This window comes from Rhizobium sp. L43 (assembly GCF_002531725.1).
In the GTDB taxonomy this organism is placed as follows: Bacteria; Pseudomonadota; Alphaproteobacteria; order Rhizobiales; family Rhizobiaceae; genus Rhizobium.
Map to the genome: position 1 here is coordinate 70,702 of NZ_NWSQ01000008.1, position 13,577 is coordinate 84,278.

General features: G+C 61.5%; 15 protein-coding genes. 5 read left to right on the forward strand and 10 right to left on the reverse strand.

Translation table 11 applies throughout. The features are described 5' to 3' along the window. Window positions 1-35: 35 nt before the first annotated feature. Complete coding sequence (locus CO667_RS12290; RefSeq protein ID WP_097618783.1) at window positions 36-953, forward strand: DMT family transporter; 918 nt, start codon at window positions 36-38, stop codon at window positions 951-953. Window positions 954-1,099: 146 nt separating this feature from the next. After that, on the forward strand, window positions 1,100-1,549 hold the full coding sequence (locus CO667_RS12295) for a pyridoxamine 5'-phosphate oxidase family protein (RefSeq protein WP_097618633.1): 450 nt from the start codon (window positions 1,100-1,102) through the stop codon (window positions 1,547-1,549). A 94-nt stretch (window positions 1,550-1,643) separates the two neighbouring features. On the opposite strand, the gene CO667_RS12300 is transcribed toward CO667_RS12295, so the two are convergent. Continuing rightward, entirely contained in the window at window positions 1,644-2,894 is a 1,251-nt protein-coding gene (locus tag CO667_RS12300; protein ID WP_097618634.1) for a DUF763 domain-containing protein, read from the reverse strand. Window positions 2,895-2,997: 103 nt separating this feature from the next. Between CO667_RS12300 and CO667_RS12305 the strand changes: the two genes are divergently transcribed. After that, the gene (locus CO667_RS12305; protein WP_097618635.1) at window positions 2,998-4,494 is read left to right on the forward strand and encodes a phospholipase D-like domain-containing protein; all 1,497 of its coding nucleotides are present in this window, start codon (window positions 2,998-3,000) and stop codon (window positions 4,492-4,494) included. Here the strand turns inward: CO667_RS12305 and CO667_RS12310 are convergent. Continuing rightward, complete coding sequence (locus tag CO667_RS12310) at window positions 4,441-5,403, reverse strand: lysylphosphatidylglycerol synthase domain-containing protein (protein WP_097618636.1); 963 nt, start codon at window positions 5,401-5,403, stop codon at window positions 4,441-4,443. The genes CO667_RS12305 and CO667_RS12310 overlap by 54 nt on opposite strands. Before the next feature lie 202 nt (window positions 5,404-5,605). Between CO667_RS12310 and CO667_RS12315 the strand changes: the two genes are divergently transcribed. Then, window positions 5,606-6,334 carry an endonuclease/exonuclease/phosphatase family protein gene (locus CO667_RS12315; RefSeq protein ID WP_097618637.1) on the forward strand — a complete coding sequence of 243 codons (729 nt, stop codon included), beginning with the start codon at window positions 5,606-5,608 and terminating at the stop codon, window positions 6,332-6,334. Between the two features lie 217 nt (window positions 6,335-6,551). Next, window positions 6,552-9,053, forward strand: coding sequence for a methyl-accepting chemotaxis protein (locus CO667_RS12320; RefSeq protein WP_097618638.1), 2,502 nt, complete (start codon window positions 6,552-6,554; stop codon window positions 9,051-9,053). Window positions 9,054-9,108: 55 nt separating this feature from the next. Here the strand turns inward: CO667_RS12320 and CO667_RS12325 are convergent, their stop codons facing one another. From CO667_RS12325 to CO667_RS12360, 8 genes are all read right to left on the reverse strand, one after another. Then, entirely contained in the window at window positions 9,109-9,360 is a 252-nt protein-coding gene (locus CO667_RS12325; protein WP_097618639.1) for a hypothetical protein, read from the reverse strand. A gap of 132 nt (window positions 9,361-9,492) precedes the next feature. Next, window positions 9,493-10,002 (reverse strand): hypothetical protein, encoded by a 510-nt coding sequence (locus CO667_RS12330; protein ID WP_097618640.1) that lies wholly within the window; start codon window positions 10,000-10,002, stop codon window positions 9,493-9,495. A 97-nt stretch (window positions 10,003-10,099) separates the two neighbouring features. Next, window positions 10,100-10,363, reverse strand: coding sequence for a hypothetical protein (locus CO667_RS12335; RefSeq protein WP_097618784.1), 264 nt, complete (start codon window positions 10,361-10,363; stop codon window positions 10,100-10,102). A 176-nt stretch (window positions 10,364-10,539) separates the two neighbouring features. Next, window positions 10,540-10,770 (reverse strand): hypothetical protein, encoded by a 231-nt coding sequence (locus CO667_RS36360; RefSeq protein ID WP_097618641.1) that lies wholly within the window; start codon window positions 10,768-10,770, stop codon window positions 10,540-10,542. Between the two features lie 398 nt (window positions 10,771-11,168). Further along, window positions 11,169-11,417, reverse strand: coding sequence for a hypothetical protein (locus CO667_RS12345; RefSeq protein WP_097618642.1), 249 nt, complete (start codon window positions 11,415-11,417; stop codon window positions 11,169-11,171). A gap of 67 nt (window positions 11,418-11,484) precedes the next feature. Next, entirely contained in the window at window positions 11,485-11,889 is a 405-nt protein-coding gene (locus CO667_RS12350) for a hypothetical protein (protein ID WP_097618643.1), read from the reverse strand. An 89-nt stretch (window positions 11,890-11,978) separates the two neighbouring features. Further along, the gene (locus CO667_RS12355) at window positions 11,979-12,269 is read right to left on the reverse strand and encodes a hypothetical protein (RefSeq protein WP_097618644.1); all 291 of its coding nucleotides are present in this window, start codon (window positions 12,267-12,269) and stop codon (window positions 11,979-11,981) included. A 210-nt stretch (window positions 12,270-12,479) separates the two neighbouring features. After that, a complete protein-coding gene (locus CO667_RS12360) occupies window positions 12,480-13,535 on the reverse strand; it encodes an Ldh family oxidoreductase (RefSeq protein WP_097618645.1) in 1,056 nt (351 codons plus the stop codon). Window positions 13,536-13,577: the final 42 nt, after the last annotated feature.

The window sequence follows — 13,577 nt, forward strand, 5'->3', positions numbered from 1 at the left end:
CGCGCATGCGCGGCCGCTTCGCGAGGACGGTAGAGATGAAGACCAAAGCGGCGATAGCCAATGCCGGAAACCTGATCATAACAGGTGTCGTGCTGATGCTGCTCGGCGATCTGCTCTTTGCGTTGAACGATGCGATGGGCAAGTGGCTGGTCGCAAGCTTTGCCGTCGGCCAGGTGTTGGTGATCCGCTCGGTCGGCGCTTTCATCTTGCTGGGACCCATGATCGTGCGGCAAGGACCGATGGCCTTGTTCCGCGTCGAGCAGAAAGGCCTCCAGTTCATACGTGTTCTCATGGCGACTGGCGATGTCGCGCTGTTTTACGCCGCCGTCGCTTATTTGCCGCTTGCGGATGTCATGACCTTCTATATGGCCGGGCCGATCTACATCGCGGCGCTCTCCCATTTCTTTCTCGGAGAAAAAATCGGCTGGCGGCGTTGGCTGGCCGTTCTGATCGGTTTCGCGGGCGTCGTCATCGCGCTGCGTCCGTCAACCGCAATGCTGTCGCTTCCGTCGCTCTTCGGCCTTGCGGGCAGCCTTGCCTTTGCGCTGTCGCTGGTCATGAGCCGCTATCTGCGCTCGACCAGCGATACGACGCTCGTGACATGGCAGACGGTTGCCGCCCTCATCACCGGCATCGTTTTGAGCGTCGGCCACTGGCAGCCGGCAACGCTCCTCGACTGGTCCGGCATGCTGCTGCTCGGCATCGTCGCCACCTGCGCGCATCTGCTCATCACGCGCTCGCTGAAGCTCGCACCGGCATCGCTGCTCGCGCCGCTGCAATATACACTGCTGCTCTGGGCGATCGTCCTCGGCTATATCTTCTTTAATGATGTTCCCGATGCGCAGATCATTGTCGGTGCGGCAATTATCGTCGTCGCGGGGCTCTTCATCTTCCATCGGAAGAATCTAAAAGAGACGGTTCCGGCTGAAGCCGTCCCGTGCGACGGCCATTGAAGCGATAGCGCTGCTTATCTTTAGCTTCGAGTCACCGCCCGGAGGGACATAAAGTCAGAGGGATAGAGACGTAGTCACGTGGACTTCCACGGAACAATCTGGACGCTTGCACGCTACTCCCGAGCATTCAAACATGGGAGATCGCAATGGCATCCATGACCCTGGAAGACCTATCCTCGCAACTGAAGAAGATCGATTTCTGCATGCTGTCTACGAGCGCCGGGGCGGGCCGCATCTCAACTCGACCGATGAGCAATAACGGCGACGTCGAATATGACGGGGATTCCTGGTTCTTTTCCTATGAAGACAGCAGGAAAATCGCCGAGATCGAAGGCATCGACGCCGTCTCGCTGACGTTCACGGCGCCTCCCAGCCTCCTCGGCAAGCCGGGGATTTTTATCGCTGTCGAAGGCTTCGCCTCGCTGGTACGGGACAGGGCGGCACTCGAAGAACATTGGGTCCCCGATCTCGAGCGGTGGTTTCCTGAAGGGGTGGACACTCCAGGGATCGTTCTCATCAAGATTTCAGCCTCCTCCATCCGCTACTGGGATGGCGAAGAAAACGGTGAGATCGCCCTGCCTGGCTCCGCGAGTTAAGGGCAAAGGCCGCCCTGCTCCCCTGCGTGTTTCGATGATGCAGGCGCCCCCGCGTGAGACGCGAGGTCGCCAGGCATTGGTCGGCAGTTGAATCCTAGACCTCATCCACCGGCGGCGGCTCCCAGCCGAAGACGCTGCGGCCGCCGAAATCGGCGGATTGGCGAAATTCGCCGGCGATGATTTCCTTGAGGTCGGGGCCGGTCACGTAGCGTTCCATCTGCCTGGATTGGTCGTCCAGGCGGCGCAGCGCCTGCAACTCCTCTTCCCGTCCGAGCTTGCCCTTCTGCACCGCCGATTTCATCACGGCGATGGTCTGGTCATAGACCTTGAGCGGCACCGGAAAGGGATGGCGGTCCTTGCCACCATGGGCAATCGAGAAGCGTGCCGGATCGGAAAAGCGGCAGGGGGCGCCGTGGACGACTTCCGCCACCATCGCCAGCGCCTTCACCGTGCGGGCGCCGACGCCTGGAACAAGCAGCAGCTCTTGGAAATCCGCCGGTCCGCGATCGGCTGCGGCGGCGAGATTTCCATGCAGGCGGCGCATATTGACGTCGCTCTCACGGACGTCGTGATGGGCCGGCATGATCAGGTGGGGCAGCATCGGCTGCTCGGCGGGTTCGGGCGCCGGCTCATCGGCACGCAGCAGTGCGGCAGCCTCGCGGATGATCCGGTCAGGGCCGAGCGTCGCCAGCAGATCGAGCTGGCCGCGCCGCGAGCGCTCGGCGCGCCTGTCGGCAAGATTGACGATCTCGCCCTGGCTCCTGCCTTCGATTGCCGCATGCGGTGAATCAACGAAGCTCTCCAGCCCTTCCGACAGCCAGTGATAACGCCGGGCCTGCCGCTTGTCGCCGTTCATGCCCTGCTGCACCACCACCCAATGGCCGTCGTCGGCGACGATGAAGCCGTGGAGATAGAGGTCGAATCCGTCCTGGAGGGCAGCGCTGTCGACCTTGGCGATGAGCCGGCTCGTCGTCGCCAGCCCCTCCCCGTCGAGACCGACACGCTCGCCGATCGACAGCAGCTCCTGCGGGGTCCTGCGCGAATGCGCGCCACGGCCGCCGCAGACATGCAGGCCGAGTTCGCCGGCACGCGGCTTCAGCCCGCGCTTCAGGGCACCGAGAACGCTGGTCGTGATGCCGGAGGAATGCCAGTCCATGCCCATGACCGCACCAAAGGACTGGAACCAGAAGGGATGCGCGAGCCTGCGCAGGAATTCGTCGCGGCCATAGTGATGGACGATCGCCTCGGTGATCAACGTGCCGAGCCGCGTCATCCGGTCGCCGAGCCAATGCGGCACACGTCCCCCGTGAAGGGGAAGATCGGCGCTGCCTGCTCGTTGTGACATCTCGTTTCCTTGCACTTTGCATTGCCGGTCGCCTCATCTGGCGCGACAGGGAACCCAAAAATATTCCAAGCGTTTGCTCTCCCAGTGAGAGGCCGAGGCAATCATGACGACATTCGAAACCATCTTCAATGACCCGAACTTACCCCAGACAAAATCACAACGACCAGGCGACCGCCAAAAACCGGAGGGCGGCGCGTTGCGCCTGGAAGGGAGCGCTGCCAAGGCAGCCTTCCTGATCAACGGCAACAGCTATTTCGCCGAACTGGCGCGCACGCTGCGGCAGGCGCGGCGCACCGTCTGGATCGTCGGGTGGGATTTCAATCCCGACATCCGGATGGAGCCCGAAAAATCCGACGAAACATTGGCCGATATCCTGCACGCCCTGGCAGCGGCAAATCCCGAGCTCGAAATACGCATCCTCATCTGGACGCTCGGGCCGATCTATTCGGAAAAGTCCCTGCAGGTGGTGCGGAAAAAGACCTTTCCCAGGAATGCGCGGATTGATCTGCGCTTCGAGCTTCAACCGACCTTACGCGGCTGCCACCATCAGAAACTCGTCTGCATCGACGATGCCGTCGCCTTCATCGGCGGCATAGACCTGACGTCGCGGCGATGGGATACAAGGCGCCATCGCGCCGTGGAGAAACTGCGGCGCGATCCCGAGGGCGTTTCCTACGATCCGCTGCATGACGTCCAGGCAATGGTCACCGGCGACGCCGCCAGGCTGATCGGCGATATCGCCAGGCAGCGCTGGGAAAACGCCACCGGCGAAAGCCATTTGCCGCTTGCAGGCAAGATCGCCTTTGCCTGGCCCGACGATCTCGCCATTTCCATGAGGGAGATCCCGGTCAGCTTCGCGCTGACGGAGCCCTCGACCGCTTTTCGCCCCGGCATCAGCGACGGCATCGCCATGACATTGGACGTCATCGCCCGGGCGCGGCGGCTACTTTACATCGAGGCGCAATATCTCGCCTCCTTCCGTGTCGCGAACGCCATTGCCGCGCGGCTGCAGGAGGAAGACGGGCCTGAGGTCGTCATCATCTGCACGCGCAGCTCTCACGGATTGATCGAAAAGCTGGTCATGGGCGGCAATCGCGACCGCGTCATCCGCCGCCTCATACGCGCCGATCGCGCCGACCGTTTGCGCGTCTATTACTCGGTCACGCCGGGAGAAAACGGCGAGGTGGAGGTGCTCGTCCATTCCAAACTGATGATCGCCGATGACGAGCTGGTCCGCATCGGCTCCTCCAATCTCAACAACCGCTCGGAAGGGCTGGATTGCGAATGCGACATGCTGTTCGAGGCGGGCGATGACGAGCACCGCCGCGCCATCGCGGATCTGCGCAATCGCCTGCTTTCGGAATATCTCGGAACCACCCCCGCAAGCTTTGCAGCAGCCTTTATGCAAAGCGGCTCGATCATCGCCGCGGTCGATGCGCTCAATGACGGGCCTCGGGGCTTGCGGGAATTCACCGTCGAGCTGTCGGGCAGCATTTCGCCGATTTCAGGCACCGCGCTCTTCGACCCGGTTCGACCCTTCGCCCCTTTAGACCGACTGGGCCTCGGCGCGCTCGTCCGCCTCCTCATCCGCCCCGCGTGATCTCCGCCGGAAGATCACCTCGCTGATGACGAAAAGCGTAGAGCCGAGTGCCAGCGGGATAAAGAAATAGGCGCACCGGAACGCAATCAATGCGCCGATCGACGCTTCCTTCGGCACGGCATAGGAGACGGTGGCCTCGAGCACGCCGAGACCGCCCGGCACATGGGTTGCGAGGATTGCCGAATTGGCGAGCACGTAAGCCGTCACCGACCGGAAGAAGGCGACGTCGCCGAAGGCCGAAAGCATCTGGTGCAGGCAGGCGGACACAAGCATGAAGTTGACTGTCCCGACCCCGACCTGCGCGAGCGCGATCGAAAATCGCGGCAGCTGAAACGACCAGCGCCACAGCCGCAACGTGCCGCGGATGAAGAACGCCAGGGCCGCATAGACAACCGGCACGACCAGCGCCAGCAAGCCGACGATGCGCACACTTCCCGAATCGATGCGCAGCAGGCGCCCGGCATCGCCGGGATTGACGATCATGGCGAGACCGCCAAGCGTGATCAGCCCAAGCCCCACCGTGGCGCCGCAAAACAGGATGATCTTCGCCACATCCTCCGCCGTCAGCCCCCAGCGCGAATAGAAACGATAGCGAAAGGCGCCGCTGCTCAGGCCGGCAAAGCCGATATTGTGGCCGAGTGAAAGGCTGATGAACGAAGCCAGCGCGATCTTCCGATAAGGCAAGGACTTGCCGAGTGAACGGATCGCCAGGAGATCGAAACAGCTGAGGCACAGATAGGATGCCGCGGCAAAGAGAAGAGCTGTGCAGAAGGAGGAAAAAGGAATGCTGCGAACCGACTGGACGATCTGGTCGAGACTATACTGTTGGAAAATCCGATAGAGGAGAAAGACCGCAAGACAAAGGGCGGCCACGAACAGTCCATTCCAGATTATGCGTTTCAAACTCATCGATTGTCCGTTTCCGAAGTGCGAGCGCCAACGCATAGCCCCGAAAATCGGAGTCGATTTTCGGAAAGCGCGATTCGTCGATTCAAGGAGCTAGAGCGTCCTCCTTGCGTCCCAAAGGACGCTCGGCGCTCCAGACCCGATCATTCGGAACGATCAAACGAGTTTTGTGTTCCCCAGAGGGAACGAGCTTTCAGCGAGGCCCATGCCGGATAAATCGATCAAACTCCTGACCTATAACGTGCACAGCTGCATCGGCAGCGACCGGAAGCTCGATCCCGGCCGCATCGCATCCGTCATCGCCGAGGCCGGGGCAGATATCGTCGCCCTTCAGGAGGTCGATGTCTCAAGGCGCAGGACCGGCGGCGTCGACCAGGCGCATGCGATTGCCTCGCTTCTGAAGATGCAGGCACATTTCCATCCGGCCTTGTCGATCGCCGAAGAGCAGTACGGCGATGCGATCATCACCGCACTGCCGACAGGCGCGGTGAAGGCCGGCCCGTTGCCGTCGATCGGCGAACAGCGCGGCGCCCTGTCCATCGAAATCCTGGTCGGCGACAGGAAGCTGCTTGTCATCAACACCCATCTCGGCCTTCGCGGGCGCGAGCGCATCCGGCAGATGACGACGCTGTTGAATACGGGCTGGCTGCGCGGGGCGACGGACGAGCCTCTGCCAAGCATTCTTTGCGGCGATTTCAATGCCATTCCGTCATCGGCGACCTACCGGCTTGCCGCACGGTCTTTGAAGGACGCCCAACTCGCAGGCACCACCGCGCCGAGAGCGACCTTTCCCGCCCGTTATCCCCTGATGCGTCTCGACCACATCTTCGTCACCGACGATCTCGTCGTCAAAAGAGCGGATGTCCTGGAAAACCGGCTGACGAGGGTCGCCTCGGACCACCTCCCTCTGCTTGTGGAAATCGGCTTCGCCTGATCACCGATGTCGTGCTCGTTCTGCATCCGTCTGAAAAGCGACATTCGCCGGCACCCGCAACGACATTGAAACGAATATTTCACGAATAATGTGATATGGAATATTCATTCCGCGGATATAGCATGTATCCGAGCGGGGCTGGGATGTGTAGTCGGTTCGAGCGGATCAGGACTTTCACTCGAAATCGACCGTTCTCCTGGGGGAAGAGGAGGGGTTGATGTTGGGTAGGCTGTTGTCGCGTGTGCGCATCCAGACGCAGGTGATGGTATTCATCGTTCCGTTCATCTTGAGCATCATGGCCGTCGGTGCGATGGGCCTTTATGCATCGAGCCTGCTTCAGGGGCGGATGGATATTTCCAACTCCGTCCTGCAGTCCTTGAGCGGCTTTCGCAACCTGTCTGCCGCGATGGCGGAGTTCCTTGCCAATGCCACGCAGGAAAACCGGGACCTTGTCACCGCAAAGCTTGCCGATCAGCGCAGCCTTTTGCAGTCCAGCCTCGACCGGCTTGCCGCAGATCGCAGCGGCCAGCAGGAGCTGGAACAGACGCTGTCTTCGATCGACGGAATTTCCGCGCGCATGGACTCGCTATGGCAGCTTCAGGAGAGCCGGGCCACACTCCTCGCCGATCTCCAGAAGGCGCAGAGCGTCGTCGTCTCCTCCCAGACCGATATTATCGAAGGCGCCAAGGTTCTCCAGCGTGCTGCCGACATGAAGGAAGATGAGGCCCGCAATACGCTTGGCGATGCACAGCGCATCTCCGACTTCGCCTCCTTCGCCCAATCGTTGAACGACAAGGCGCAAGCCGTCGGCCCGATCGACGGCCCCGACATGGAAGAGCTTGCCCGGCAGCAGCGCATCGTCGGAATGGCGCTTGGCGGCGAGGCATCGGAGGTCAAGAAGACGATCGACGATGTCATTGCTTCTTTGAAGCCGCTTGTCGAAGCCGGCCAGACCGAGGAACGCGCAGCCGGCCTCAAGGATGCGACGAGCCGGATCATCGGCAGGTTGCCCGAATTGCAGGCGGTCGCCGCACGGCGGCTGAAGGCGGTAACGGACAAGGCGGCCGAGACCGCCAAAACGGTCGAGCGCGCCAAGACCAGCCAGAGAGACGGCCAGAAACTGACAACCTCGGCCTATGTGATTCAGATCGTGATGGCGAAGCTGACGCTGGCGCCGACGGATGCCAATCTCCAGAGGCTTTCGCAGGAAATCACCGCGGTCAGGAAGGGGCTGGACACGTTGATTTCCAATGCCGGCGGCGTTGCGCAATTCGACAACCTCAAACCGAAGCTGCTGCCGGCGATGGATAAGATGCAGAAGGCGGCCACCGACCTCGTCCACGTCAGCGGGCAGCGCCTGGACGAATTCCGTGCCGCCGCCGCCGACGTCGACCGGATGTGGTCTCAGCTGACGGCTTTCGCCGAGATGCAGCGGCAGAATGCGGCTGCAGAACGCACCGACGCCAATTCCATGTCTCTCGGCACGACGATCCTCGGCGTGGTGATCGCAATCCTCGCCGGGATCGGGCTGACCGTTACGCTCAAGGGCCCGATCAATCAGATCACCTCAGCCATGCGGCGGCTCGCCGACGGCAAGCTCGAAACGTCGATCGTCGGTGATAACAGGGCCGACGAAATCGGCGACATGGCGCGTGCGCTCGGGGTTTTCAAGAACAATGCCATCGCCAAGGTCGAAATCGAGGAGCGCAGCGAGATCGAACGGACAAGGGCCGAGGAGGAAAGGCATCGCAACGACGCGGAAAAACGCGCGGTCGAACAGCAGATAGACTTTGCGGTAACGGCGCTGGCCGAGGGCCTCGGGCGCCTGGCGCGAGGCGATATTTCGCAGACGATCGCAACGCCCTTCTTCGGCCGGCTTGAGCAGCTTCGCAACGATTTCAATTCGTCGCTGCTTCGCCTGCAGGAAACGATCGACCAGATCCGTACCAATACCCGCATGATCGAAGGAAATGCCGGCCAGATGGATCTATCCGCAAGCAACCTTGCAAAGCGCACCGAACAGCAGGCCGTCGCACTGGAAGAGATCGCCGCGGCCATCGAGGAAATCACCACGACGGTTCGCTCGTCCGCGCTCTGCGCCGACGATGCCCGCCAGATCATCACCGACACCAAACAGACGGCCGATTCCTCATCCTCGGTGGTTGCCAGCGCTATCGACGCGATGGGCAAGATCGAAGCGGCTTCCGACGAGATCGTGCAGATCATCGGCGTCATCGATGAGATCGCCTTCCAGACGAACCTGCTCGCGCTCAACGCCGGCATCGAAGCGGCCCGCGCCGGCGAGGCTGGAAAGGGCTTTGCGGTCGTGGCCCAGGAGGTCCGCGATCTCGCCCAGCGCTCCGCCGAGGCCGGCCAGCGGATTAAACAGCTCATCGGACGCTCGCGGGCTGAGATTACCAATGGGGCGCGTGTCGTCCGCGAAACGAGCGAAGTCCTCGAAAGCATTTCCGCAAAAGTGGTCACCGCATCCGAACAGATGGACGTCATCGCCCGCTCGAGCAGGGAGCAGTACAACGCCCTGCACGAAGTCAATTCCTCGGTGAACCGGATGGATCAGATGACGCAGCAGAATGCGGCCATGGTTGAGGAAACGAGTGCGGCAACGAAGGAACTTGCCGACGAGACGAGGACGCTCCTGCAGCTCATAGACCAGTTCCAACTCGATGAAACGGACACGCAACGCGTCGCCGCTGCATAGAAGGGTCGGCCGCTCCGCATCGCTGCTTGCCCAGGCTCACAATGCGCGACGCGCCTCAGTGACGGCTGTAGAGCGGCGGCATCACCTCTTCGTCGGCGAATTCCGGGTAGAGATGCCTGCGCACCCGGTCGAGCGCCTCCGCCTCCCTGCGGTTCCGCTCCAGGAGAACGGCGGTAACATCCTTATAGGGCGCACCGTCCGACATGGCGACGCGGACGGTTCCGCCCTGCGAGAGGAAGTCGCAGAACGATCGTACCGAGCGAAGCCGCGTGGTAATCTCGACGTAGCGGTCGTCATGTCCAGCCATGCTCATCTCCCTTTCGAAAGTAAGATGTCACTAATACTTCGGCGAGAAGATGGCGCCCGCTTCATGGCGATACCGGAGCTGATCGGTCGAAGAGGGACGATCTCGTCCGGGAATCCCGCACGTGTTCCGGAGTCATCCTCTGGCGAGCTTCCGATTCATCACGGCAACGGCCAAGGGCATTGCCGTCGTCGCAACAGTCCCCAGAGGTAGCCGTCGGATGCCCCTCGTGACGATAAATGTTGCCGCCATTGCGCCTGCCAGCTTGAGCCAGGGTTGGGTGCCCAACTGCGCATGAGCGCTTGCATCGGCCCACCGGACGTTCTCCGCAACGACGGTCGCCGCCTGACGTTGGATCACGTGAAGCCGAGCACGGAGGTTTTCGAGCTCTTCTCTCAGATCTCGCAGACGGCTTTCCAGCGCATGATCATCGGAGACCAGGACGGCGGCTTCGACGACACCTTCAACCGGAACATGACCACCGAGCGTCGCAAGATATGCCCGATATTCGGCCTCGCTTGCGAAACCCTCACGCCTGATCAGATCGGGGTTGGCGTTCGCCTCTTCGACGGCGGCCGGCGCGGTGCCGCCATCGTCGCGCATATCCTTGTTTGTGCCGATGTTCCCGAGTTCGTCCTTGAACATGATGCCTCTCCAGTTGTTCCTGGCGATAGAACGCTCGACAGCTCAGAAGGATGCATCCCGGGAACGGAGACCGCGTCGTACTTTTCCCGGAACGGCTCTAATCATAGAGCTCGCCATGACCAATCTGCTCCTGCCTGGCAGATACGTCACTGATGACGGGATCGTCGGCCGGGTCGGGATCTTTGTTGTTGGCATCATTCAGAAACTGCGCAGCCTTCAGTAGCGCCGCGGCTATCTCTCCGGTTGCCCATCCGGCTTCATTGGCGGCTGCAATCAGCCTTTCCAAAGCGTCGCGCGCGGCATCGGTCGCCTGTTCAAAGCGTTGCGCGGGAGCTTCGGTTTTCGGCGGTGGAAAGGTCATCGGCATTCCCTCCATGGCTCTGGCTATTGGAGATGAACGCAGCCCGCGGGAAATGGATGCACGATCACGCCGATTTAACCAACGGATGCCTTGTCCGCGCGACGCAGACAACGGTCCGCGTGACGCAGACAAGGGCCCGCGTGACGCAGACAAGGGTCGCCGACGACCTTCCCGCGTCAGATGACCGTCTGCAACAGAAACGGGGAGCGCTCCAGCGGACGCTGCGCCAGAATCCTCAGCATCGCGGGGCCTTGTATGCCGCTCGTCGTTGTTGAGCGGCCGTCGTGATAGACCACCGTCATCACTCGGCTGAGGCTATCGTACCTGATCTGTGCGATCGTGCGTGTGTGAACCGGAAAGATGAATTCGTGGGGCTGAGATTTGCGCCCGGAGGTCTTCGAGGTCATCGTGATGCCTCGGCGAAACAATTGCAGGATTGACCCGGCCGTCCCCGGCTCGGGACAAGCATGATAGTCGGAAGCACATCCCTCATCGCGTGTCTCCAATGCACTTGAAAATCGATCAAACAATAGAGCGGCCAGTTCCGGCAATCGCACCGGCGGCCCTGAGACCTCGGCCTCACCCCAACGACGCCGATCAAGCACATATTGTTTCCATGGTCGCGTGACATCGGCGTGACACGCAGATCACGGCTCGAAAACCCGTCCGGAACGGCTTCGTGCAGTGTCAGCTCCCTGGAACAGGACGATTTTAGGCCGGCTCGGCCTAAAATCTGTTTCCTGTTTCAACCAAAGAGTATGAACAGGATGTCGCCCTAAAACCGTTCAGAGGCAACGGCAGTTCATCAATGCAATGTTCCTCGCATCTCGTAGGCCCGGGCGGCCTCCGGCCAGCAATCGACAGCGCGTGCGAGCGACCGAATGGCTTCGTCCACGACGAAAACCGCATCGCCGAGCCGTTCGATCTCGTGGTCGAGCTCGTACACCTCGATCTCGTCAAGGCCTTCACTGTCCTGCAGCCGCTTGCTTGCCTCGAGCAGGCGCTCGGTGCGCCCAACAATATCAAGAGCGTTTCGTATGATGGTGTCGAGCATGCAGTAGCCCTCCCTTTGATGATCAAGTGTCGGGCATAAACGGGATGCTGACAATCCTGAAATCTTGTCAGATGCGCTCGCGGATCGTGTCGTAGAGATCCGTCAACCCCCGCAGCACTGGTTGATGGCGATGGCGCGACGAGGCGCGGCGTGCAGCGAAGGCGAGCGCACCCGCAGCAGCCGCAACGAGGAGGATCGTCAGGGCCGGATAGAGCTTCACCGCCGCTTCTGTCTGCCGCATTGCCTTCCCGGCACCTCCCCTTACCGATCGGGCGGCATCGAGGACTTGCTTCTGGAGCGCGTCGATTTGCTGTCGCAGCGTGTTCAACTCCTCATGCAAACCGTGATTAGGCTGCCGGGGAATGCCGACGGAGGCCGTGACGGTATCGATGACGGCTTTCGGCACCGGCTCGCCAATCTTGGCGCCTTTGGTGTCGAGTGTCGTCGTCCCAGTGCTCTTGCGTCGCGGCATGATCAATTCTCCTTCCCAGGGCATGTCCGTTTTTTCTCGGAGTTTTACGCAATTCGGCGCGCAAAACCGCTCCCGCACTTTTGCTGGCTCTAGTCGTCGTCGAGCGAGAAGACCGGCCGGTAATGGCGCTCGGCGATCAGTAAGCTCCGGTCGGGGCGGATGATGTAAATCTCCTCGACCTGGCGTCCCCATTGATCTGTAAAGGTGTGCGGGAAGGACGAGCCCACGGGCGATTTCGTCAGCTTCGTGCGAGGCTGACCATCATACGTGATGCTGCCGAGAATCGGGGCCAGTCCCGCCGATGAGTAATTGCCTGCGCCGGTCGTGCAGCCCGTCAGCGCAACGGCGAAAACCAGCCCAAATCCTATGCTCCGCTTCATCGAACCCTCCAGCTGCTGCGTCCTTCACACTTCACCGATTTTATCGCCAAAGTAACAGGGGACGACAGACATTGTTCCAGAATTCGGCTGGAGGCCGGAACCGATCGCCCGGACTCTGTCACAGTGAGCGGCTCGGAGCCGTCATGGCGCCTGTCTCGAGAGAACCGATGGGCTGGCGTGGCTCGCTCCAGGCCGGCCGCAGCGCGTGTCTCACGCGACGACATCGGGAATAGGCAAGCCCAGGATCTCGGCATGTTGACAAAGCTTCGCCCAAGCCACGTCGCCGACCGGCACGCCCTCTTCCAACGCCGAGCGGCGCTTTCGGGCCGCGCTGTCACCCGGCATGCGGACCGGGCCATTGTTCCAGGGGGCGGGAGGGTTGCTGCGGCATGCAGCGGCGAGAAAATCGGACTGCGCCGTAAAGGCATCCAGCCCGGCGAAAAAGCCAGGGTCGATAACCTGGATAAAGGCGCTTTGCGAAAAGACGCCAGCCGGGGCGTTCGCCCGTCCCTTGCCGGAAAGGCCCTGCCCCAGCAATTCGACGATCAGCCCGAGGCCGAAGCCCTTGTGTCCCTTCAACTGGCCGCCGAGAGGCATCATCGTGCCACCACGTTCGGTCACCTCGCGCGGATCATCGGTCGGTTCGCCGGCGGCGGTGAAAGCCCAGGCCTCAGGAAATTTCTTACCGGCCTTCGCCAGGTTTTGCGTCATCGTCGTGGTGGTAATCGAAGCCGAGACGTCGATCAGGATCGGATCCTCAGACGTCGGGAAACCGGCAGCCATCGGGTTGGGCGTCAGGAGCGGCTTCGTACCGCCATAGGGCGCGACACGGCTTGCCGCGGGATGCGACACCGACAGCTGTACGATGAGTCCCCGCTCGGTCACCTGCCGCATGAAGGCTGAAAGGGCGCAGGTATGATGGCAGTTGCGGATCGCGGCGGTGACGACGCCATAATCAACAACGCGTTCGCAGGCCTGGTCGATCGCCTTGGTCAGCAGCCATGCGCCAGGCAAGGATTTGCCGTCCCAAACGAAGGCTGCGCCGCGGTCATTGACGACCTCATAGCTGCCCGACTTCGCCAGCGAACCGTCCTGCAGCGCCTCGACATACCAGTTGAGAAGGCTGACGCCATGCGTTTCGTGGCCGATCATGTCGCCCTCCACCAGCACGGCGGCCGTCGTTTCGGCCTTGTCGGGCTCCATGCCGGCCCCGATCAGTATCTGCTCGGCGAATTGGGTCAGGGCAATGCGGTCAATCAGAGGCATAGCATCCATCCGTCATGTCGTGGAAAGCGCGGGCCGCCATTG